General features: G+C 67.1%; 18 protein-coding genes. 6 read left to right on the top strand and 12 right to left on the bottom strand.

What is annotated here, in order from left to right; translation table 11 throughout:
* Positions 1-14: 14 nt before the first annotated feature.
* Entirely contained in the window at positions 15-497 is a 483-nt protein-coding gene (gene moaC, locus ACWV14_RS31165) for a cyclic pyranopterin monophosphate synthase MoaC (RefSeq protein ID WP_454905724.1), read from the bottom strand.
* Positions 498-550: 53 nt separating this feature from the next.
* Between moaC and ACWV14_RS31160 the strand changes: the two genes are divergently transcribed.
* Entirely contained in the window at positions 551-2,116 is a 1,566-nt protein-coding gene (locus ACWV14_RS31160) for a M48 family metalloprotease (RefSeq protein ID WP_454905722.1), read from the top strand.
* 30 nt (positions 2,117-2,146) lie between these two features.
* On the opposite strand, the gene ACWV14_RS31155 is transcribed toward ACWV14_RS31160, so the two are convergent.
* The 3 genes from ACWV14_RS31155 to ACWV14_RS31145 form a co-directional block, all read right to left on the bottom strand.
* Positions 2,147-2,500 carry a phage holin family protein gene (locus ACWV14_RS31155; protein ID WP_422084420.1) on the bottom strand — a complete coding sequence of 118 codons (354 nt, stop codon included), beginning with the start codon at positions 2,498-2,500 and terminating at the stop codon, positions 2,147-2,149.
* A gap of 88 nt (positions 2,501-2,588) precedes the next feature.
* Complete coding sequence (locus tag ACWV14_RS31150; protein WP_422084421.1) at positions 2,589-3,053, bottom strand: hypothetical protein; 465 nt, start codon at positions 3,051-3,053, stop codon at positions 2,589-2,591.
* A gap of 87 nt (positions 3,054-3,140) precedes the next feature.
* Positions 3,141-3,887 (bottom strand): TerC family protein, encoded by a 747-nt coding sequence (locus ACWV14_RS31145; RefSeq protein ID WP_422084422.1) that lies wholly within the window; start codon positions 3,885-3,887, stop codon positions 3,141-3,143.
* Between the two features lie 495 nt (positions 3,888-4,382).
* Between ACWV14_RS31145 and ACWV14_RS31140 the strand changes: the two genes are divergently transcribed.
* The gene (locus ACWV14_RS31140) at positions 4,383-4,853 is read left to right on the top strand and encodes a DUF3717 domain-containing protein (protein ID WP_454905719.1); all 471 of its coding nucleotides are present in this window, start codon (positions 4,383-4,385) and stop codon (positions 4,851-4,853) included.
* 2 nt (positions 4,854-4,855) lie between these two features.
* Complete coding sequence (locus ACWV14_RS31135; protein WP_422084424.1) at positions 4,856-5,161, top strand: putative signal transducing protein; 306 nt, start codon at positions 4,856-4,858, stop codon at positions 5,159-5,161.
* 12 nt (positions 5,162-5,173) lie between these two features.
* Here the strand turns inward: ACWV14_RS31135 and ACWV14_RS31130 are convergent, their stop codons facing one another.
* Complete coding sequence (locus ACWV14_RS31130; RefSeq protein WP_454905717.1) at positions 5,174-5,734, bottom strand: YaeQ family protein; 561 nt, start codon at positions 5,732-5,734, stop codon at positions 5,174-5,176.
* Positions 5,734-7,113 carry an adenylosuccinate lyase gene (gene purB / locus ACWV14_RS31125; protein WP_422084426.1) on the bottom strand — a complete coding sequence of 460 codons (1,380 nt, stop codon included), beginning with the start codon at positions 7,111-7,113 and terminating at the stop codon, positions 5,734-5,736. The genes ACWV14_RS31130 and purB overlap by 1 nt, the downstream gene beginning before the upstream one ends.
* Positions 7,114-7,244: 131 nt before the next feature.
* Here purB and ACWV14_RS31120 point away from each other — a divergent pair, with 131 nt between their 5' ends.
* Entirely contained in the window at positions 7,245-7,856 is a 612-nt protein-coding gene (locus ACWV14_RS31120) for a glutathione S-transferase N-terminal domain-containing protein (RefSeq protein ID WP_422084427.1), read from the top strand.
* A 7-nt stretch (positions 7,857-7,863) separates the two neighbouring features.
* On the opposite strand, the gene ACWV14_RS31115 is transcribed toward ACWV14_RS31120, so the two are convergent.
* The 6 genes from ACWV14_RS31115 to ACWV14_RS31090 form a co-directional block, all read right to left on the bottom strand.
* Positions 7,864-8,658: an SDR family NAD(P)-dependent oxidoreductase gene (locus ACWV14_RS31115; protein WP_422084428.1), complete on the bottom strand. Its 795-nt coding sequence runs from the start codon at positions 8,656-8,658 to the stop codon at positions 7,864-7,866.
* Entirely contained in the window at positions 8,655-9,953 is a 1,299-nt protein-coding gene (locus ACWV14_RS31110) for an MFS transporter (protein WP_454905714.1), read from the bottom strand. Before ACWV14_RS31110 ends, ACWV14_RS31115 begins: the two co-directional genes overlap by 4 nt.
* Positions 9,954-9,968: 15 nt before the next feature.
* Positions 9,969-11,186, bottom strand: coding sequence for a class I SAM-dependent methyltransferase (locus ACWV14_RS31105; protein ID WP_454905712.1), 1,218 nt, complete (start codon positions 11,184-11,186; stop codon positions 9,969-9,971).
* A 61-nt stretch (positions 11,187-11,247) separates the two neighbouring features.
* A complete protein-coding gene (locus ACWV14_RS31100) occupies positions 11,248-12,045 on the bottom strand; it encodes a DUF1365 domain-containing protein (protein WP_454905710.1) in 798 nt (265 codons plus the stop codon).
* Positions 12,042-13,385 carry an NAD(P)/FAD-dependent oxidoreductase gene (locus ACWV14_RS31095; protein WP_454905708.1) on the bottom strand — a complete coding sequence of 448 codons (1,344 nt, stop codon included), beginning with the start codon at positions 13,383-13,385 and terminating at the stop codon, positions 12,042-12,044. Before ACWV14_RS31095 ends, ACWV14_RS31100 begins: the two co-directional genes overlap by 4 nt.
* Positions 13,386-13,690: 305 nt before the next feature.
* Positions 13,691-14,305, bottom strand: a complete 615-nt coding sequence (locus ACWV14_RS31090) for a glutathione peroxidase (protein WP_454905706.1) — start codon at positions 14,303-14,305, stop codon at positions 13,691-13,693.
* Positions 14,306-14,434: 129 nt separating this feature from the next.
* On the opposite strand from ACWV14_RS31090, the gene ACWV14_RS31085 reads away from it, so the two are divergent.
* Positions 14,435-15,292 (top strand): ferritin family protein, encoded by an 858-nt coding sequence (locus ACWV14_RS31085; protein WP_237678033.1) that lies wholly within the window; start codon positions 14,435-14,437, stop codon positions 15,290-15,292.
* 80 nt (positions 15,293-15,372) lie between these two features.
* Entirely contained in the window at positions 15,373-16,263 is an 891-nt protein-coding gene (locus tag ACWV14_RS31080; RefSeq protein ID WP_454905704.1) for an RNA polymerase sigma-70 factor, read from the top strand.
* Positions 16,264-16,310: the final 47 nt, after the last annotated feature.

Genomic DNA, 16,310 nt, shown 5'->3' with positions numbered 1-16,310 from the left:
CATTGCGCCGGTCTTCATGCCGCCACCCAACTCCCCGACTTCCCCCCATGCTTCTCCAACACATGCACATCCGTGATCCGCATGCCCCGGTCCACCGCCTTGCACATGTCGTAGATCGTCAATAGCGCCACCTGCACCGCAGTCAGCGCCTCCATCTCCACCCCCGTGGGCCCCACGGTCTCGACAGTCGCTGTGCAAGCCACCTGCGGCGCGCTTCCCTGGTCGGCAAGGGCGAACGCCACCGCCACCCGCGTCAGCGCCAGCGGATGGCACAGCGGGATCAGGTCGCTCGTCTTCTTCGCCGCCTGGATGCCCGCGATGCGGGCGATCCCCAGCACGTCGCCCTTCTTCGCCGTTCCCGATTCGATCAGCGCCAGTGTTGCCGCCTGCATCTCGATGCGGCCCGTGGCCACTGCCACGCGGTGGGTGGAGGCCTTGCCGGCCACGTCGACCATGTGGGCCTGGCCCTGGGCGTCAAAATGGGTGAGAGTGCTCATGGTGAACGTTCGTTTTGAAGATGCATCATACGAGCCCGAGCCACAGACGAGGAATGCCGCGCTTGACTCCCACTCCCTTCAGAAGACGCCGCCTGACAGCCGCCCTGCGGACGTTCTGCGCTACTTTCTTGATAGCGTCCCAGGTGCTGCTGCCCGCCCCCGCGCTGGCGCAGATGCAGGTTCTGCCCGGCCTGGGCGACGGCGGCGAGATGACCGCCAGCGCCGAGCGCCATCTTGGCGACCAGATTGCCCGCGAGCTCTATCGCGATACCGACTACATCGACGACCCCGTGGTCGCGGCCTATGTGCAGGACATCTGGCAGCGCCTGCTGGCGGCGGCCCGCGCGCGCGGCGAACTCACGCCCGAACTCGACGAGCGCTTTGCCTGGACGATCCTGCTGGGCCGCGACCGCAACATCAACGCCTTCGCGCTGCCCGGCGGCTATCTGGGGCTGAACCTGGGCCTCGTCGCCGCGGTCGGCAGCCGCGACGAGCTGGCGACGGTGCTGGGGCACGAGCTCTCGCACGTCACCCAGCGCCACATCTCGCGCATCATGAGCAAGCAAGGCAAGCAGATGCCGCTGATGATCGCGGGCCTGATCCTCGGGATGATCGCCGCTGGCAAGAGCCGCAGCGGCGACGCCGGCCAGGCAGTGATCATGGGCAGCCAGGCGCTCTTTGCGCAGAACCAGCTGAACTTCTCGCGCGACATGGAGCGCGAAGCCGACCGCGTCGGCTTCGGCGTGATGACGCAGGCGGGCTTCGCGCCGCAAGGCGCGGCCGCGATGTTCGAGAAGCTGCAGTACGCCTCGCGCCTGAACGACAACGGCTCGTACCCCTATCTGCGCAGCCATCCGCTGACAACGGAGCGTATCTCCGACATGCAAGGCCGCTTCCAGTTCCGCATGGACGCCACGCCGCCGCTGCCGCTCGTCATGGACCACGCGATGATCGCTTCGCGCGCTCGCGTACTGACGCGGCCTGGTGTCGACGTGCTGCGGCTGTGGGTCGATTCCGCGTCTTCCGGCGAGTTCGCGAAAAGCTCGCCGGCCCAGCAGGCCGGCACGCTCTACGCGGCGGCGCTGTCGGCCAAGGAACTGCGCGACTACAAGGCTGCGCGCGCGCTGGCCGAGCGGTTGGTGGCTCGCACGGCCGATGACCCTGCCGCAGCCAAGCAGGCACGCTGGCTCAGCGCCGAGATCGAACTCGCCGCGGGTGCCCCGGCCAAGGCCGCCGCGCTGCTCGACGCCAAGTCGAAGGAGCGGCCAGAGATGATGCTCGCCGCCGAAGCCGCGACCGCCCTGCGCCAGCCCGCACCGATGATTCCCGTGCTGCGCGATTGGGTCGCCGCGAACCCGCGCGATGCGACGGCATGGCACACGCTGGCCAACCTCTACGGCGCGGAGAACGACACGCTGCGCGCGGTGCGCGCCGATGCCGAGGCCAATGTCGCGATCCTCGACTATCCGGCCGCGCGGGACCGATTCAAGGCGGCGCAGGAGCTGATTCGCCAGTCCGGCAAGCCGGTCGATCACTACGAGGCGTCGATCATCGACACCCGTGCGCGGGCGGTGGATGTGCTGGTGAAAGAGCAGGCCGCCGAGCCGCCGCTGAAGTAGCTGCGCGGGACGGCCGGCGCAGGCGCTTCTTCAGCGCCTGGACAGCAGCCCGCCCAGCGCGGACTCGATCAGCAGGCCCAGCAGCGAGTACAGCAGCGAGCCGATCAGCGCGGCCAGGAAGCCGTTGACGTGGAAGCCGGCGAGCAGCCCCGAGGCAGCCCAGAACAGCAGCGCGTTGATCACGAACAGGAACAGCCCGAGCGTGACGATGGTGACAGGCAGCGTCAGCACCACCAGCACCGGCCGAACGATCATGTTGAGCAGGCCGATGACGGCCGCGGCAATCAGCGCCGAGCCGAAGCTGCTGACCTGGACGCCGCTGTAGAGATAAGCCACCGCCAGCAGCGCGACGGCGCTGAGCAGCCATTTGATGATGATGCGCATGCGGCGCAGGATACCCCAGGGTGCCAAAAACAACGAGCCCCGGTGCGTTGCCGCACCGGGGCTCGTCGAAGAAGAGAACGCGAGGCGCTTACTCGGCCAGCTCGTTCGCCAGCACCAGCAGTGCGCCCATGCCCATCACCGCGCCTGGAAAGGCCCAGCCCGACTGGTGCGCCGGCTTCTGGTCCGGCGTCACCGGCTCCAGGTCGACACCGATCTTCGGACGGCGCGCATCGACCACGTGCACGGCACCGTGCTCGCGCTTCAGCTGCGCGGTCAGCTCGGCCAGCGGACCCTTGGCCAGCACCGGCGTCACCTGCCCGCCGTTGCGCTCCAGCAGGGGCAGCATCTGTGCCTGCACCTTGCTGAACCACTTGGCGCGCCAGTTCTCGCGCGCGCTGTGGCTCACCCATTTGCTGATGCGATGCGTCATGCGCGGCGCGCAGGCCACGAGCACCCAATGGCGCGCCACGACGTTGTTCGCGTCGGGCGTGAGTTCGGCGAACTGTTCACAGGCGTAGGTGACGTCGTCGATATAAAGAATGATCTTTTCCATGGCGTGCTCCTTCAGATAGTTAGAGTGACAGAGGCTGGCTGGTGACAGAAGTTCGCGGTGTCGATGTCCGGTGACGGCGAGCGATGCTCAGCCGGTGGTCACCGGGGTCTCTGGCTTGCTGCGGGCCTGGCGGGCGGCAACCCACTTGCCGACTGCCAGCACCAGCAGCGCGCCTGCAACGCCGGCCGCGTACTTGATCGTGTCGGTCTGCGGCACCTTCGGCACCCAGGTCCAGGCCGCGGCGTTAGCGAGCGCGGGGTCGGACACGGCCATCGTGCCGGCGATCCAGCCGAGCAGCATGCCGCCGGCGGTGATGATCATCGGGAACTTGTCCATCAGCTTGATGACCAGCTGGCTGCCCCAGACGATGATCGGGATGCTCACGAGCAGGCCGAAGATCACGAGCGGCATCTGGTGGCCTTCGCCTGCGCCTTGCGCGGCGCCGGCAATGGCGATCACGTTGTCCACGCTCATCACGAGGTCGGCAATGATCACGGTCTTGACCGCGCCCCACAGCTTGTCGCTGCCGGTGATGTTGCCGTGAGCGTCGTCATGCTCTGGCGCCAGCAGCTTCACGCCGATCCACACCAGCAGGATGGCGCCGACCAGCTTCAGGAACGGAATGGCCAGCAGCGTGAGTGCGAAGAAGATCAGGATGACGCGCAGGATGATGGCGCCGGCGGTGCCCCACAGGATGCCCTTGGTGCGTTGGTGCGGCGGCAGCTTGCGGCAGGCCAGTGCGATCACGACGGCGTTGTCGCCGCCGAGCAGGATGTCGATCATGATGATCTGACCGACAGCGACCCAGAATTCCGGGGCCATGAACAGTTCCATAGGTTCCTCTTTGTTGTCGCGCCCCAGTCTCTCCCTTCAAGAGGGCGACGACGAAGGCGCATGGCGATGCGTTTCGATTCATCCTGAGCGGATGGTCGAAAGCGAGGAATGAAGACCGGGTGACACCGGGGACTCGCGAACGCTTCGACCAAACCTGCACAGGTTCAAATCGAAGGTCTTGCTCGACGGCGTGCGCGCAAAAAAACAATGCGCGTACGCTGCCCGACAGGCCGGAAGTGTTTTGCTTCGTATTGACGACCTGACGATTCGCGCCGTTGTGGACGGCGGTCGGGAGCTACTCCCCTTCGTGGGCGGGATTAGAGCATCGAAGACCTTGGCGGCGCAACCGAAAGTTTTCAAGGGCTTAAAAGGAATGTCCTGGAAACACGCATGAACAGGAGCTCTGGCGCTCTTTGTTTTGTAGCAATCATGGCCCTTCATGGCCTCGGGGCATTGCCGGTCTATGATCCCCGCTCGCTGAATTTTTCACTCTTCATGGCCGCCATACACATCACCGACATCGAGGCCGCCATCAATCACTGGCGCGAGAAATCACCCTCGCCCGACGGGGTCACGCTGGGCCCCGAACTGCGCGCGCTGGCCGAGGTCTACGCGCTCATGGTCTTTCATCACGAGGAGGAGGTCGACGAGGTCGGCTTTCCGCCCAAGGCCTGGGCCGCATGGATGGCCTGGTACGAAAGCACGCCCGACACGCCCTGCATCGCGATCTGCTCCACCAGCCAGGGCGACGACGAATGCAAGGGCTGCGGCCGCAGCTTCGACGAAGTGCAGCTCTGGCCTGCCATGACGCCGGTAGAGAAGCGCGCCACCTGGCGCCGCATCACCATGGAAGACTCGGCCTGGCGCTTCAACCGCTATGCGGAACGGGCGCGCGAGGCAGAACCGCCGCCGTCCGCCGCCGATCCCGAGTTCGACCCCGACGACGAGCAGAGCTGGACACCCTGACAATGCGCCGCCTCGCGCAAGCCCCCAACCTCGCCATCGCGACCGTGTGGGCGCATGCATTGCGCGAGGAAGGCGTGGCCGCCACCGTGCAGCGCGAGTTCCTCGGCGCGGTCATGGGCCAGCTGCCGCCCGACCAGTGCCTGCCCGAGATCTGGATCGACGACGAAACCCAGTTCGACCTCGCCAGGCGCCTGCTGCACGCCTTGCAGCACCGCCCGCAACGCAGCTGGCAGTGCGTGTGCGGCGAACACGTCGAAGGCGGCTTCGAGCAGTGCTGGCAGTGCGGCGAGATGATGCCGGTCGCCTGACCGGCGCGAGCCCTATTTCCAGCGGAGCAGCTCGACGTCGATGCTGTTCGTGCCGTCGCCCAGCGTCAGCGTGTTTTCCTGGATCGTCGCCTGCAGCTGCATGCTGCGCTGCGCGAGCGCGGCCAGCGCCTGCGAAGCATCGGTCGGCACGCGGTAGACCTTCAGGTTCTGCGGCCGCGTCAGCTTGTTCTCGATGCCGCGCCACCAGATCTCGGCCGCGTGGTTGAAGCAATAGACGATCACCTCGTCCGCCTTGCCGCAGGCCTTGATGATGGGCTTGTCTTCCGGCTGGCCCACCTCGATCCAGATCTTCACCTCGCCGGTGAAGTCGCGCAGCCACACGTCGGGCTCTTCGACGTTCGACAGGCCGGCGCCGAAGGCCAGCGTGCCGTCGCCGTTGCAGATGTCCTGAAGCTGGTGCGCGTTGAGCGCGAGCGCGACGAGGCGGATCATCATCCGCTCGTCGGTCTCGCTCGGATGGCGCGCCAGCGTCAGCGCATGGTCGGCGTAGTAGCCGTGGTCGATGTCGGCCACCGCGAGGGTGGCCTTGAAGATGGTGGACTTGAGGGCCATCAGATGCGCTTGGCCAGCTCGGCAGCCTTGCCGACGTAGCTGGCCGGCGTCATCGCCAGCAGGCGGGCCTTTTCCTCTTCCGGAATTTCCAGCGAGCGGATCAGCCCGTGCAGCGCCTCGGCCGTCACGGTCTTGCCGCGCGTCACTTCCTTGAGCTGCTCGTAGGCGCCCTGCACGCCGAAGCGACGCATCACCGTCTGGATCGGCTCGGCCAGCACTTCCCACGAGGCGTCGAGGTCTTCGGCCAGCGCTTCTTCGTTGAGTTCGAGCTTGCCCAGGCCGGTGGCCAGGCTGGCGTAGGCCAGCGTGGCATAGCCGAAGGCCACGCCGATGTTGCGCAACACCGTGCTGTCGGTCAGGTCGCGCTGCCAGCGGCTGATGGGCAGCTTTTCGCTCAGGTGGCGCAGCACCGCGTTGGCCAGGCCCAGGTTGCCTTCGGCGTTCTCGAAGTCGATCGGGTTGACCTTGTGCGGCATGGTCGACGAGCCGATCTCGCCTTTCTTCAGGCGCTGCTTGAAGTAGCCCAGGCTCACGTAGCCCCAGACGTCGCGCGAGAAGTCGATCAGGATCGTGTTGGCGCGGGCCACCGCGTCGAACAGCTCTGCCATGTAGTCATGCGGCTCGATCTGGATGCTGTACGGCTGGAAGCTCAGGCCCAGCCCCAGCGGCGCGGGCGTCTCGATGACCTTGCGGCTGAAGGCTTCCCAGTCGAACTCCGGCCATGCGGCCAGGTGGGCGTTGTAGTTGCCGACCGCGCCGTTCATCTTGCCCAGCAGCTGCACCGAGGCAATCTGCGCGCGCGCCTTCGAAAGGCGCACCGCCACGTTGGCGATTTCCTTGCCGACGGTGGTCGGGCTGGCGGTCTGGCCGTGCGTGCGCGAGAGCATCGACACATCGGCGAACTGGTGCGCCATTTCGCGCAGCTTGGCGATCAGGCCGTCGATGGCCGGCAGCATGACCTTGTCGCGCGCGGCCTGGATCTGCAGGGCGTGGCTGGTGTTGTTGATGTCTTCGCTGGTGCAGGCGAAGTGCACGAACTCGGCGGCGGCCAGCAGCTCGGGCCGGGCCTCGAACTTGGACTTGATCCAGTATTCGACGGCCTTCACGTCGTGGTTGGTGGTTTTCTCGATTTCCTTGATGGCCAGCGCGTCGGCCTCGGAAAAGTGGGATACCAGGCCCAGCAGGTACTTGCGGGCGCCGCCCGTCAGGGGCTTGAATTCGGCGAAGCCGCAGTCGGACAGCGCAATGAACCACGCCACCTCGACTTGCACGCGCCGGTGCATATAGCCCTGTTCGCTCATCAGCGGGCGCAACGCCGCGAGTTTGGCCGCGTAACGGCCATCAAGGGGGGAAAGGGCGGAAACGGTGGAAAAGCTCATGCCTCAATTTTAGGCGGCCGGCGGTCCGTGGGGCCGGCCCGACACATCGGGGTCGATTCGGGCCTCCGGTTTTCCCGTTCACCTAAAATGACTATTAACTAATGTTGTCATAGTTTAGGGAGAGAGCCTTCATGAAACTGATCGGATCGGCCGCCAGCCCGTATGTGCGCAAGGTGCGCGTGGTGCTGGCCGAAAAACGGCTCGATTACCAGTTCCTGATCGAAGACGTCTGGGCTGCCGACACCACCATCGCCAGCTCCAATCCCCTGGGGAAGGTGCCCTGCCTGATCATGGAAGGCGGCGAGGCGATGTTCGACTCGCGCGTGATCGTCGAATACCTCGACACCCTGTCGCCCGTCGGCAAGCTGATTCCCCAGCAAGGCCGCGAGCGCGCCGAGGTCAAGACCTGGGAAGCGCTGGCCGACGGCGTCATGGACGCCGGCGTGCTCTGGCGCCTGGAAGCCACCTGGTCCGGCCGCAACGACGGCGAACGCAGCGCGGCATGGATCGAGCGCCAGCGCACCAAGGTGCTGGACGGCGTCGCGGCCATGGCCAAGGGACTGGGCGACAAGCCCTTTTGCAGCGGCATCCACCTGAGCCTGTCGGACATCGCGGTCGGCTGCACGCTCGGCTGGCTGAACCTGCGCTTTCCCGAGATCGACTGGCGCGCCGACCACGCCAACCTCGCCAAGCTGTACGACAAGCTGATGCTGCGGCCCAGCTTCATCGACACAAAGCCTTGACCAGGCTTCACAGGCCGGTGAACCGCGCCACCGCCGGAAAGTACAGCCGGTAGGGCAGCAGGCGCATGAGCTTCATCCAGAAGGTGAAGCGGCGCGGAAAGTGGATCTCGAAATCGCCCCGGCGCCAGCCGTCGAGCATGGCTTCGGCGGCCTGGGCGGGCGTGATCAGCGCCGGCATCCTGAAATCGTTCTTCGCCGTCAGCGGGGTGTCGACGAAGCCCGGCTGCACCACGCTCACGCCGATGCCGCGCGCATGCAGGTCGACGTACAGCACCTCGGCCAGATTGGTGAGCGCGGCCTTGGTCGGACCATAGGCCAGGCTCTTTGGCAGCCCGCGAAAGCCGGCAACGCTGCCGGTGATCGACACATGCCCCGCACCGCCCGCCACGAAGCCGGGCAACACCGCCGCCAGCACATGCAGCGCGCCGACATAGTTGACCTGCTGGTGCGCCAGCATCTGCTCGAGCGAGAACGCGTCGGCGCGCAGCGCGCCGTAGGTGGCGGCGTTGAAGAGCACGAAATCGATTCCGCCCGTAGCCGCCAGCAGCTGTGCATGCGCTGCGGCCACGGCGGCGCTGTCGCGCACGTCGAGCGGCAGCACGATCACGCGCGGCGGCTGGCCTGCATGGTTGTGCAGCGCCGCCAGTTCTTCGAGCGCATCGCCGTTTCGCGCCGACACCCCGACCCGCGCGCCGCGCTCGAGCAGCGCCAGCACCGTCGCCCGGCCGATGCCCGTGGACGCGCCGACGATCCACGCCGTCTTGCCCTGCCAGTCGGCGAGCGGCGGATTCAGCGGCTTCAAGGCGCGGCCTTCGGAACCGGCATGGGCTGCGAAGCCGCGGCTGCCGGGCGAATCACCAGCGCCCACAGCGATGCGCCCGCCATCACCTTGAGCACGCAGGGCAGAAGGCAATAGGCAAGCGACAGCGCCTGCAGCGCCCCAGCTTCGCGCGCGCCGGGCACGTAGCCGGCCAGCCCGAGCAGCGGCAGCGCCAGTCCCGCCGCCAGCGCGAGGTTGAGCTTGGTTGCGAAATTCCACCAGCCGAAGTAGGCGCCGGCATGCGATTGGTCGCCGGCCTCGGCAATGATGCCGGCCAGCAGGGCGCTCGGCAGCACGAGGTCGGAACCGATCGCGAAGCCCGAGAGCGCGCAAACCACCAGGAACGGCACCGCGTCGCCCGCGCCCATCGCGCCGGCCCAGGCGAACACGACCACCGACATGCACATGCCCCCGAGCCAGGAGCGCGCCAGCCCGAAGCGTTTCACGATGCGCAGCCATGGCGGAATCGACGCCGCCGCCATCACGAAGTACAGGCCCAGGAAGGCCGGCTCCAGCGAGGCCGGCGCGCGCAGCCTGTCCTGCACGAAGAACAGCACCAGCGTGGCTGGCACCGCGCTCGCGATGCCATTGAGCACGAATACCGCCAGCAGCCGGCGGAATGCCGGGCGGCGCAGCGGCAGCCGCAGGTCGACAGCCTCGTGCGGTGCGTTGCCACGCACGGGCCGCGGCGCCTGTGTCCAGAACACCCAGCCAATCACCAGCAGCACGCCGAACAGCGCCACCATCGCGGGCAGCCCTGCCAGCGTCGGTATCACCGATGCGAGCACCACGCCGACCAGCCCCAGGCCTTCTCGCCAGCCGACGATGCGCCCGCGCTGCAAGGCGTCGCCGCCCAGCATCGCGCCCCACGACTGGTGCGCGATGCTCAGCATGCTGTAGCCCGCGTAGGTCAGCGCCAGCAGCACGGCCGCCGCCACCAGCAGCGCCCCATGGTTCGACGGGTCGACCAGTACCTGCGGAAAGAACAGCAGACCGAAGCCCAGCAGCAGCACGCCGGCCGCGACGGCGCCGCCACCCAGCACCGCGTGCGCCGAACGCGCATGCAGCCGGTCGCTGAGCCGCCCGAGCAGCGGGTCGATCAGCGCGTCGAGCAGCCGCGCGCCCAGCAGCACAGCGCCCAGCGTGGCCAGCGGCACGCCGAAGGCGCGCGCGTAGTGGTTGGGCAGCAGCACGTAGAGCGGCAGCGCGACAAAGGCGAGCGGCAGCCCGAGGAGGCCGTAGCGCAAGCCGGCCAGGGGTCCGAAGGAGGACGACACGAAGGCCCGCGCGATCTAGCGCTTGCGCAGCGTGTACTGCACCACGTCGATGTTGGCCTGCGAGAACGCGGCCTCGCAGTAGGCCAGGTAGAACTCCCAGATGCGCATGAAGCGCTCGTCGAAGCCCAGCTGCAGGATCTGCGCGCGCTGCCCCAGGAAGCTCTCGCGCCAGCGGCGCAGCGTCTCGGCGTAGTCGGCGCCGAAGGCGAACTCGTCCACCACCTCCAGCCCCGCGGCCTCGGCCTCGCGGCGGAACTCGCGCGGGCACGGCAGGCAGCCGCCCGGGAAGATGTACTGCTGGATGAAGTCGGTCGAGTCGATGTAGCGGTCGAACAGCTGGTCGTCGATCACGATGCTCTGCACGCAGGCGCGGCCGCCCGGCTTGAGCAGCCGGCTCACGCTGCGGAAGTAGGTCGGCCAGTATTCGCGGCCCACGGCCTCCACCATTTCGATGGAGCAGACGGCGTCGAAGGGTGCGTCCGAGATGTCGCGGTAGTCCTGCAGGCGCAGGTCCGCGCGCAGACCGGCGGTGCGCTGCTGCGCGAAGGCCAGTTGCTCGGTCGAGAGCGTCACGCCCGTCACCGAGGCGCCGAAGTCGACGGCGGCCATCTCGGCCAGCGCGCCCCAGCCGCAGCCGATCTCGAGCACGCGGTCGCCGGGCTTCACGGCTGCGAGTTCGAGCGCGCGGCGCACCTTGGCGCGCTGCGCCCCGGGCATCGGCCTGGTGAGGTCGCCTTCGAACCAGGCCGACGAGTAGTTCATCGTCTCGTCGAGCCAGAGCTTGTAGAACGCGTTGCCCAGGTCGTAGTGCGCATGGATGTTGCGCGAGCTGCCGGCCTTGCTGTTGCGGTTCATGAGATGCCGCACCCGGTACACCAGGCGGCCGAACCAGTTGCCGTACACCACGTCTTCTATTGCGCGGCGGTTGGCGATGAACACCTTGATCAGCTCGGTGAGGTTGGGCGTGGTCCAGTCGCCCGCGATGTAGCTCTCGGCAAAGCCGATGTCGCCCGACTTGAGCGCGGCCTTGCACACGTTCCAGTTGCGCAGCGTGAGCGAGGCGGTGGGGCCGCTGCCCGGCGTGGCGCCGAAGTGCCGCACGGAGTCGTCCGGCAGGCGCACGGTGAGCGAGCCGTAGGCCAGCCGCTGCAGCAGGCCGAGCACGGTGCGCGCGGCGCCGGGCGCATCCTGGGGCAGCGAGAAGCGGGAGGCAGTGGTAATGGAAGAAGTCATTGAAGTACCTTCGTGCTGCGCACTGCGGTGCGAGCTTGCTTGGGACGGCCCGGCGCGGCGCTCATGGATTCGCCTGCTGCTGGTTGTCGCGTGAAACGAAATGGGTGGGCGGCGCCGGCTTGGCGACGAAAGGCACGCGCTTGAGCCAGAGCTTCGCTGCCTGCCAGTGGATGCGCGCGATCAGCCCGAAGGTCATCGCCGGGTAGCGCCACAGCGCGCGCCGCACGCTGGCCGGGTCCACGGGGGCGAGCTGGCCGCTCACGCTGGTCTGCAGCAGCGGGCCTTCGGCGTCGTCGTGGTCGATGCGCACCACGGTGCGCGTCAGCTCGGCATCGACGAAGAAGCGGAATCGATAGCCGCCGCTGACCTGGCAGAACGGCGAGACGTGGAAGGCCTTCGCGGCCTTGAGCTCGGCGCCGTACACCGGGCGGTCGAGCAGGTAGCAGTGGCGCTCGCCGAAGGTGTTGTTGACCTCGACCACGATCGCCCGCAGCACGCCTTCGGGCGTGTGGCAGTACCAGAAGCTCACCGGCTTGAAGGTGTAGCCGAACACGCGCGGATAGCAGTGCAGCCAGGCTTCGCCGGTGGCGTCGTGGATGCGGTGGGCGGCCAGCAGTTCGTCGAGCCAGGCCAGCGCGCCGCCTTGCTGGGGCGCTCGGCCGTCGCCGTGGTCGACGTCGTGGAAGGAAATCGCAGCCCGGCGATTGAGCGCCACGGCCTCGCTGCCATGCGCGCGCAGGGTGCGCATCGGCAGCATCAGGAAATAGGTCGGATAGGCGAAGGCGTTGCGCGCCGGGCGCAGGCGTGCATGCCGGACTTCCCCGAAGCCCATCAGCGGCACGGCCTGCGTCGGTGTCATGCCGCGCGCCTCGCGGTCGCGTCGCCGCCGGGGGACAGCCGGGCGCGCAGGCCTGCGGCGGCAGCCAGGCCGGCCTTCAGGCCGTCCTCGTGGAAGCCGTAGCCCATCCAGGCGCCCGCGAACCAGGTGTTGCGCTGGCCTTGCAGGGCTGGCACCTCGGCCTGCGCGCGGATCGCGGCAAGGTCGAGCACCGGGTGGTCGTAGTCGTATTCCGCCATGACCTGACTACGCTGGATCTCGCGGACCGGATTCAACGAAACGACGACCGGCTGCTGCCAGGGCAGCGGCTGCAGCTTGTTCAGCAGGTAGTGCAGGCAGACCCGGCCCGATTCGCGCTCGCCGGCTCGCTCACCGGTTGCCCGCTCGTAGTTCCAGGCGGCCCAGGCCGAGCGGCGCTGCGGCAATACGGCGGCGTCGGTGTGGAGTACGGCGTGGTTCGGCTGGTAGCGGATCGCGCCCAGCACGGCGGCTTCGGCCGGGCTGGCGTCGCCCAGCATCGCCAGCGACTGGTCGGAGTGGGTGGCCAGCACGACGTGGTCGAAGCGCTCGGTGCCGGCGTCGGTCGCCAGCAGCACGCCGTTCTCGGTGCGGGTGATGCGCCGCACGGGAGTGTTCAGGCGCTTGTCGGGCAGGCCGGCGACTATTTTCTCGACGTAGTTGCGCGAGCCGCCGCGTACGGTGCGCCACTGCGGCCGGTTGGCGATCTGGATCAGGCCGTGGTTGTGGCAGAACCGGATCATGGTGGCCACCGGGAACGCCAGCATCTGCGTGGTCGAGCAGCTCCAGATGCAGCCCATCATCGGCAGGAAATACCAGTCGCGGAAAGCCGCGCCGAAACGGTTGGCGTCGAGGAATTCGCCGAGCGGCTGGGCCAGTTCGCCCTCGGTTCCGGCTTCGGCGATGCGGGTGGTCAGGCGGTTGAAGCGCAGCAGGTCGCGCAGCATGCTCAGGAAGCGGGCGTCGAACAGGTTGCGGCGCTGTGCGAACACGGTGTCGAGGTTGTTGCCGCTCCACTCGAGCGGGCGGCCGTTGTCGCGCGTGGCCTGGACCGAGAACGACATGTCCGACGCGGCGGTCTCGACGCCGAGGTCGGAGAAAAGCCGGATCAGATGGGGGTAGGTGCGGTCGTTGTAGACCAGGAAGCCGGTGTCCACGCCGTGCGCGACGCGCGTGGCATCGGCGGGCGAGCGCGGAAGCTCGATCGTTGCCGTATGGGCGTGTCCACCGAAGTAGTCACTGGCTTCGAAGAGGGTGACGGTGGCCGCGTCGCGCAGCGTGTGTGCCGCGGCCAGTCCCGAGATGCCGGCGCCGATGACGGCGATGCGAGGGGGCTGCGTCATATCGCGAGCCCCGTCCGGCGGGAAGCCCGGCGGGAAGACAAAAATGCTGCGAGGCGCCCCGACGCGAAGGAGGGAGGGAGGGAGGAGGAGAAGAATCGCCTCGGGATTTCGACCGGGCGGCAGGCGTCCGGAAGACCTCGCAACATGAAAACTGGTGGGCAATCACTGCCCACGCAAGTTAGGAGCGCAGCGCCTGCGGCACGGTTCCCGCCGCAGTGGTAAACGTTTGTTTCGCTGAGTTCACGGAGATTTGGACGCATCGGTAAATAATATTACCGATCCGTCTTTCTGTGAACTGCTCAGTCTCAATTTGGTCCGAGTTGCTTCTCGATGACGCTCACAAAGCCGTTTTCGTCGGGTGCGGTCATGCTCGACCACGCCTGCACGACCTTGCCGTCGCGCCCGATCAGGTACTTGTAGAAGTTCCACTTGGGCGTGGTGCCCGAGGCCTGCGCAAGCTGCTTGAACAGCGGATTGGCCTCGGTGCCGCGCACCGACGACTTGGCGAACATCGGGAATTTCACCCCGAAGGTGCTTTCGCAGAAGTCCGCGATTTCCTTGTTCGAGCCCGATTCCTGGGCGAAGTCGTTCGACGGGAAGCCCAGCACCACGAGGCCGCGCGAGCGGTACTTCAGGTCCAGCGCTTCCAGGCCCTTGTACTGCGGCGTGAAACCGCAGAAGCTGGCCGTGTTGACCACCAGGACCACCTTGCCGGAGTACTGGCACAGTGTCTGGGGTTTTTCATCCTGCAGCCGCGGGAAGGTGTGCTGGAGGATGGCCGGGCATCCTGCGGCCTCCACCGGGGCGATGGCCGCCGGCGGTGTCTGCGCGCCGGCCGGGAGGGCTGTAAACAGGCTCGCCAGCAGGGAGATAGCCGGTGCGAGGCCGACTAGAGCCGACAATGGGGAATGGGTTCGCATGGCGGACTCCTGATCAAAAAGGGGGAATGCGCATCCGTGCCGCGAGGGCGCGCGTATACGCATCATCGCGCGTCTGTCATGGTCGCGCCAAACGAGCCGACTAAAATCGACGGCCATAGAAAGACATTGATGCTCTATCCGGAACTTTTCAGACAACTTGAATCCGTCCGCTGGGACATGGACAAGGACATTCCCTGGCAGTCGTTCGACGCTTCTTTGCTGACGGAAGAGCAGGCGCAGACCATCAAGATGAATGCCATCACCGAGTGGGCGGCGTTGCCGGCCACCGAGATGTTCCTGCGCGACAACCGCCACGATAGCGATTTTTCGGCTTTCATGTCGATCTGGTTCTTCGAGGAGCAGAAGCACTCGCTGGTGCTCATGGAGTACCTGAAGCGCTTCAGCCCCAAGCACGCTCCCACCGAGGCCGAACTGCACGAGGTGCGCTTCGACTTCGACCCGGCGCCCCCGCTTGAAACCCTCATGCTGCACTTCTGCGGCGAAATCCGCCTCAACCACTGGTACCGCCGTGCCGCCCAGTGGCACACCGAGCCGGTCATCAAGCACATCTACACGACGCTGAGCCAGGACGAAGCCCGCCACGGCGGCGCCTACCTGCGCTACATGAAGCGCGCAATGGAAAAGTTCGGCGACGAGGCCCGTTCCGCCTTCACCAAGGTCGGCGTCCTCATGGCCAGCGCCCGCCGCACTGCGCAGGCCCTGCATCCGACGAACCTGCACGTCAACAAGGCGCTGTTCCCCAACGACACCATCCAGAGCCGCATGCCCGACCCTGACTGGCTCGAGCACTGGCTCGACAAGCAGATCAAGTTCGACGCCGTCTGGGAAACCAAGGTCGGCGAGCGCATCCTGCACAACCTGAGCCTGCTCATGAACCGCAGCTTCAAGACGGTCCAGGAACTCAACCGCTACCGCAAGGAACTGGCCGCTTCCCTCGGCCCCAAGCCCGAATACCAGGGCGCATAAGAAAACAACTCGCCCCGCACCCCGGGGCGATTTTTTTGGGGCTCGTGTCACAAAGCGCGTGTGCCAGCCGTCTAGCAGCCATGGACGACGCCACCCTCACTTTCAACCGCCACCGCCCTCGCCTGCAGGGCATCGCCTACCGCATGCTCGGTTCCGTCGCCGAGGCGGAAGAGGTCGTGCAAGACGCCTGGCTGCGCTGGCATGAAGCCGCCAAGGACACCTTCGACAGCGCCGAGGCCTGGCTCGTGACCGTCGTCACCCGCCTGTCGATCGACCGGCTGCGCGCCGCAAAGGTCCAGCGCGAGCACTACATCGGCGCCTGGATGCCGGAGCCCACGCTCACCGACGCTCCCGATTCCCCCGCAACGCCCGAGCAACTGCTCGAGCGTGCTGACAACATCTCCGTCGCCTTCCTGGCCGTGCTCGAGCGCCTTGCCCCGGAGGCCCGCGCCGCCTTCCTGCTGCGCGAGGTGTTCGATGCCGACTACGACGAGGTCGCCCGCACCCTCGGCAAGAGCGAGGCCGCCTGCCGGCAGCTGGTGCACCGCGCCAAGGCCCAGGTGCAGGAAGGGCGCCCTCGCTTCAGCGTGCCGCGCGAAACCCATGAACGGCTGCTGCGCGCCTTTGCCGATGCCGCCGCGCGCGGCAGCCTGCAAGACCTGAAGGCGCTGATGGCCGAGGACGCAGAACTCATCGGCGACGGCGGCGGCAAGGTGCAGACCTTCAGCAAGAGCCTGCATGGCAGCCAGCGCGTGGCGCAGCTTTACTTTGCGCTCTGGCGCCGCATGGGGCCGGCGGTGCGCATGGAAATCGTCGACATCAACGGCGAGCCGGGCATGCTGCGCTTTCTCGATGGCGAACTCGAATCGGCCCAGACCTTCGAGATCGAAGACGGCCGCATCGTGCGCATCCGCGCGCAGCGCAACCCCGACAAGCTGGCGCGCATCGCACAGCTCTTTTCTTCGAAATAGTTCGCGCGGCGTGTCACAGGGCGCGGGGCCCGTCCGTCTTCAGTGGG

The organism is Variovorax durovernensis (assembly GCF_977011995.1).
This window is presented reverse-complemented; position numbering and strand designations above follow the sequence as displayed.

What these genes read in the sequence shown, in the direction of transcription:
- moaC (WP_454905724.1), bottom strand. Translation starts at nt 497, where the DNA reads ATGAGCACTCTCACCCATTTTGACGCCCAGGGCCAGGCCCACATGGTC.
- ACWV14_RS31160 (WP_454905722.1), top strand. Translation starts at nt 551, where the DNA reads ATGCCGCGCTTGACTCCCACTCCCTTCAGAAGACGCCGCCTGACAGCC.
- ACWV14_RS31155 (WP_422084420.1), bottom strand. Translation starts at nt 2,500, where the DNA reads ATGCGCATCATCATCAAATGGCTGCTCAGCGCCGTCGCGCTGCTGGCG.
- ACWV14_RS31150 (WP_422084421.1), bottom strand. Translation starts at nt 3,053, where the DNA reads ATGGAAAAGATCATTCTTTATATCGACGACGTCACCTACGCCTGTGAA.
- ACWV14_RS31145 (WP_422084422.1), bottom strand. Translation starts at nt 3,887, where the DNA reads ATGGAACTGTTCATGGCCCCGGAATTCTGGGTCGCTGTCGGTCAGATC.
- ACWV14_RS31140 (WP_454905719.1), top strand. Translation starts at nt 4,383, where the DNA reads ATGGCCGCCATACACATCACCGACATCGAGGCCGCCATCAATCACTGG.
- ACWV14_RS31135 (WP_422084424.1), top strand. Translation starts at nt 4,856, where the DNA reads ATGCGCCGCCTCGCGCAAGCCCCCAACCTCGCCATCGCGACCGTGTGG.
- ACWV14_RS31130 (WP_454905717.1), bottom strand. Translation starts at nt 5,734, where the DNA reads ATGGCCCTCAAGTCCACCATCTTCAAGGCCACCCTCGCGGTGGCCGAC.
- purB (WP_422084426.1), bottom strand. Translation starts at nt 7,113, where the DNA reads ATGAGCTTTTCCACCGTTTCCGCCCTTTCCCCCCTTGATGGCCGTTAC.
- ACWV14_RS31120 (WP_422084427.1), top strand. Translation starts at nt 7,245, where the DNA reads ATGAAACTGATCGGATCGGCCGCCAGCCCGTATGTGCGCAAGGTGCGC.
- ACWV14_RS31105 (WP_454905712.1), bottom strand. Translation starts at nt 11,186, where the DNA reads ATGACTTCTTCCATTACCACTGCCTCCCGCTTCTCGCTGCCCCAGGAT.
- ACWV14_RS31100 (WP_454905710.1), bottom strand. Translation starts at nt 12,045, where the DNA reads ATGACACCGACGCAGGCCGTGCCGCTGATGGGCTTCGGGGAAGTCCGG.
- ACWV14_RS31095 (WP_454905708.1), bottom strand. Translation starts at nt 13,385, where the DNA reads ATGACGCAGCCCCCTCGCATCGCCGTCATCGGCGCCGGCATCTCGGGA.
- ACWV14_RS31090 (WP_454905706.1), bottom strand. Translation starts at nt 14,305, where the DNA reads ATGCGAACCCATTCCCCATTGTCGGCTCTAGTCGGCCTCGCACCGGCT.
- ACWV14_RS31085 (WP_237678033.1), top strand. Translation starts at nt 14,435, where the DNA reads ATGCTCTATCCGGAACTTTTCAGACAACTTGAATCCGTCCGCTGGGAC.
- ACWV14_RS31080 (WP_454905704.1), top strand. Translation starts at nt 15,373, where the DNA reads ATGGACGACGCCACCCTCACTTTCAACCGCCACCGCCCTCGCCTGCAG.